The organism is Catenibacterium sp. AM22-6LB (assembly GCF_003435615.1).
In the GTDB taxonomy this organism is placed as follows: domain Bacteria; phylum Bacillota_I; class Bacilli_A; order Erysipelotrichales; family Coprobacillaceae; genus Catenibacterium; species Catenibacterium mitsuoka_A.
Genome location: NZ_QTUM01000095.1, coordinates 1 through 3,598 on the forward strand (window position 1 = coordinate 1; position 3,598 = coordinate 3,598).

General features: G+C 34.3%; 6 protein-coding genes. 2 read left to right on the forward strand and 4 right to left on the reverse strand.

What is annotated here, in order from left to right; genetic code table 11:
• Positions 1-66: 66 nt before the first annotated feature.
• Entirely contained in the window at positions 67-729 is a 663-nt protein-coding gene (gene cmk, locus DW269_RS12205) for a (d)CMP kinase (protein ID WP_022424257.1), read from the reverse strand.
• Positions 730-741: 12 nt separating this feature from the next.
• Positions 742-1,359, reverse strand: coding sequence for a hypothetical protein (locus DW269_RS12210; protein WP_117460263.1), 618 nt, complete (start codon positions 1,357-1,359; stop codon positions 742-744).
• Positions 1,360-1,476: 117 nt separating this feature from the next.
• Here DW269_RS12210 and DW269_RS12215 point away from each other — a divergent pair, with 117 nt between their 5' ends.
• On the forward strand, positions 1,477-1,653 hold the full coding sequence (locus DW269_RS12215) for a ferredoxin (protein ID WP_022424255.1): 177 nt from the start codon (positions 1,477-1,479) through the stop codon (positions 1,651-1,653).
• A 29-nt stretch (positions 1,654-1,682) separates the two neighbouring features.
• On the opposite strand, the gene DW269_RS12220 is transcribed toward DW269_RS12215, so the two are convergent.
• Positions 1,683-2,426 (reverse strand): pseudouridine synthase, encoded by a 744-nt coding sequence (locus tag DW269_RS12220; protein ID WP_117460265.1) that lies wholly within the window; start codon positions 2,424-2,426, stop codon positions 1,683-1,685.
• Between the two features lie 31 nt (positions 2,427-2,457).
• Positions 2,458-3,012, reverse strand: coding sequence for a DUF5662 family protein (locus tag DW269_RS12225; RefSeq protein ID WP_117460267.1), 555 nt, complete (start codon positions 3,010-3,012; stop codon positions 2,458-2,460).
• Between the two features lie 113 nt (positions 3,013-3,125).
• Between DW269_RS12225 and DW269_RS12230 the strand changes: the two genes are divergently transcribed.
• The gene (locus DW269_RS12230) at positions 3,126-3,488 is read left to right on the forward strand and encodes a hypothetical protein (protein WP_117460269.1); all 363 of its coding nucleotides are present in this window, start codon (positions 3,126-3,128) and stop codon (positions 3,486-3,488) included.
• The last annotated feature ends 110 nt before the right edge of the window (positions 3,489-3,598 follow it).

A 3,598-nucleotide genomic window follows, 5' to 3' on the forward strand; every position in this document is an offset into this window, starting at 1 on the left:
AAACTTGTTTTTAAGTTCGTCTTTTTTTATACGTTTTGATTGATTTTTGTTTCACACTTCGCCTCCTTATTGAGTCTTTTCTTCAACTAAATTCATAATATGAGCAACAACTTCATCAATAGTCATATCTGAAGTATCAATTTCAATCGCATCATCTGCTTTCTTCAATGGAGAAATCTCACGTGTCATATCTGCTTCATCACGTGCAGCCACTTCCTTCTTGATTTCATCAAGATCAGAATTCAATCCACGACTTAAGTTTTCATTATGACGACGTAAAGCACGACATTCAATAGATGCTACCTGGTAAATTTTTAATTCTGCATTTGGTAATACAACAGTTCCAATATCTCTACCATCAAGAATGACGCCACCTTCTTTGGCCATTTCTCTTTGTTGTGCTACTAAATATGTTCTTACCTTAGAATAAGCAGAAACAATAGATGCACCTGCACTAATTTCATTGACACGAATATCTGCAGTTACATCACGATCATTTAAATAGACAGTGTTATCAGGCATTAATTTAATCTTAATTTCTGGTAATAAACGACAGACAGCATTTTCGTCATGGAAATCAACACCCTTTACAAGTGCATAATATGCCACACAACGATACATTGCACCTGTATCAATATAAGTATAACCTAGATTATTTGCGACTCTCTTAGCAATCGTAGACTTACCTGCAGCTGCAGGCCCGTCAATCGCAATAGCAATTTTCTTCATTCTAAAATCCCCCTAAATATTCAGAAAAGTCATAATAATAAATACAATCACCGCAACAACAAGTAATCCTACAACACCATTTAAGATCTTTGTAAGTTTAGAATCTTCTTGTTTTTCTGGTAATGGTGCTCTTTTTTGTGCATGTCTTCTCTCATGCTCAGCGTGCGTTGTAGTTCTTACTACTGGTTCAGTTTTTACTGGTTCACGATGTGGTATTTCTTCACTATACTTTCTAAAAGCTTCAACATCTTCTTCAGGTGACATTGCAGCAAGCTTATCCATCAAACTACCGCCCTTTACTGCATGTCCTCTTCTTAACTCAGACGTATGATAATCACAGATAGTATCCTGTGAAGAAGCATCCTCTTTCATTGCATTCAAAATATCAAGACGTGTATCAGTACGTGTTCTAGCCACACTATCACATTCTTCATGTAATGATTCAAATGGATTGCTTTCATATTTGAGTGTCTCGTATGTCTTTGGTTCTAGACTTTCATGATGATTTGATTTTGGAATAAATGATAAGAAATCATCATCACTATCATCCTCTTCGCGAGGTACATAACTCGTATCATCAATATTGTTACGTAAATCTTTATACTTAGACATTCTTGTCTGTTCTGACATATAATTTCACCACCTAATCGTACCTATTATAGCATACCTATAAAATTAAGAAAATAACTTTCAAAAAACCTCACAATCCGTTATAATAGATGTATATGAAATAAGGAGGATATGTAAATGAAAGTTAAAGTTAATGAAGGCTGCTTAGGTTGCGGTGCTTGCACAGGAATCTGTCCAGACGTTTTCGAATTAGATGACGAAGGATTAGCAAAAGTAATCGTTGAAGAAACTGAAGATCCAGCTGTTCAGGATGCTATCGATGGCTGCCCAGTTGGCGTAATTGAAGCTGAATAATAAAGCAAGAGGATGCGATGCATCCTCTTTTATTTTTTGTTTGCGTTCTTCTTTTTCAAAGCCATAGTACGTAGTACATTGACTTCTTTAGGCTTTAAACGACGATAAGTACCAGGAGTTAATCCCTTTAAGTCGATTGGACCAATCATAATTCTTCTTAAACGCTCAACAGGATGTCCTACTTCTTCAAACATCTTCTTAATCTGTCTGTTCTTACCTTCTACTAAACGGATCATCAACATAGTTGTACCATGTTCTTCATCATTTCCAGTAATCGCAATTTCACAAGGTAATGTTTTAACACCTTCTAGATAGATTCCTCTTTCTAGCTGGTTCTTTTCAGCCTTAGTAAGTAATCCCTTAACAGATACTTCATACACCTTTTCTAAATGGCTAGATGGGTGCATAATAAGGTTCGCAAATTCACCATCATTTGTCATAAATAAAGCACCTGTTGTATCATAGTCAAGTCTTCCTACTGGATAAACTCTTTCATTACTATCACTAAAATAATCTGCTACACATGTACGATCATGTTCATCACTCATAGTACATACGCATTTTTCTGGTTTATAGAATAAATAATATACTTTATCTTCTTTATTAATAATTTTTCCATTGACACAGATTGTATCTTTCTTAGTGACCTTAGTACCAAGCACTGTTACCACTTCACCATTCACAGTAACTTTACCCTGCTGGATGAGTTCTTCTGCTTTACGACGTGAAGTATAACCACTCTGTGCAATGACTTTTTGTAATCTTTCTTCCATTGCTTTCACCCTTTCTTTTTCATTAACTAATCTACATGAAATCGTCCTTAAATTCAACAAAATATTCATCATAATCATGATGTCTATTAATCATCTTGATTGTATCATCAAGTCCATGATCTTTTAAATAGACAAGCATGAAACGAAGTAAGGCACGTGTTTCAGGATGTAATATATATGAATATTGTCCTAATTCATAGTATTGTAGAGGAAAGGCATCTGTATAATTCTTTCCTTCATATATCTTACTTGCTGCAACTCTATCACAGAACATCTCTAGTACATAATTATAAGGCATTTTAGCAGGTACCTGCCCTTTTCTAGTAAAATCCACCCAATATTCCCAATGATGTTTATTACGGCCTTTATGATGAAGCCAGGCTGTTGAGTAGCCTTTCTCATTTCTTTCAGCACTATTAGGAGAATAAGTACCCTTATAATACTTGATTCCTGTAATAAATTCAGTAGGAGTATATTTAGATAAGTCATGTAATAAGCCCTGCTTATATAAGTGTACTTTAAAGCATAGCTTGCCTACTAATATCTTATGTTTTGTGATTGTTTTAAAATGTCCCCATATATGCACTGTATTTTCCTCATTTCTGTGTGTCTACCACTATAACACAAAATCATTCTTAAGTATATGTCTTTTCTTTTTATAATTCAATGTTATAATGGTAGAGAATTGGAGGTAGAACTATGGCATTTCACATTGAAATAGAAACAAATATTGATGATGCTTCACTTGATGTAGAAAGCTGTGAGGAGGTCATTACTTTCTTAGAGAATTCCTACAATAATGTGAGAGCAGAAATATATAGCTATTGCTTAGGTATGCGTACATTAAGATATGCATTAATAAGTATTGTCGTATTAGGTATCCTTTTCTTTATTAGTCATTCTAAGTTATTCTTATTTGGAATGCCAATCGTGACACTCTTGATCATGCTTGGTACCATTTCTCTTGCAGAATCAACTTCTGTAGCTGTAAAGAAACAGGTTAAAGAAAAGATTGAATATTATAAACGTCGTTTAAAACTATTAAAAGAATGTAAATCATAATCGAGTAGGAGAAAATAATTAAAATTATTTTCGTCCTCTCACACCACCGGACAAGCCGTTCGGCACACGGCGGTTTAAATCTATACTGAAATATGTTTTAACTGATATTG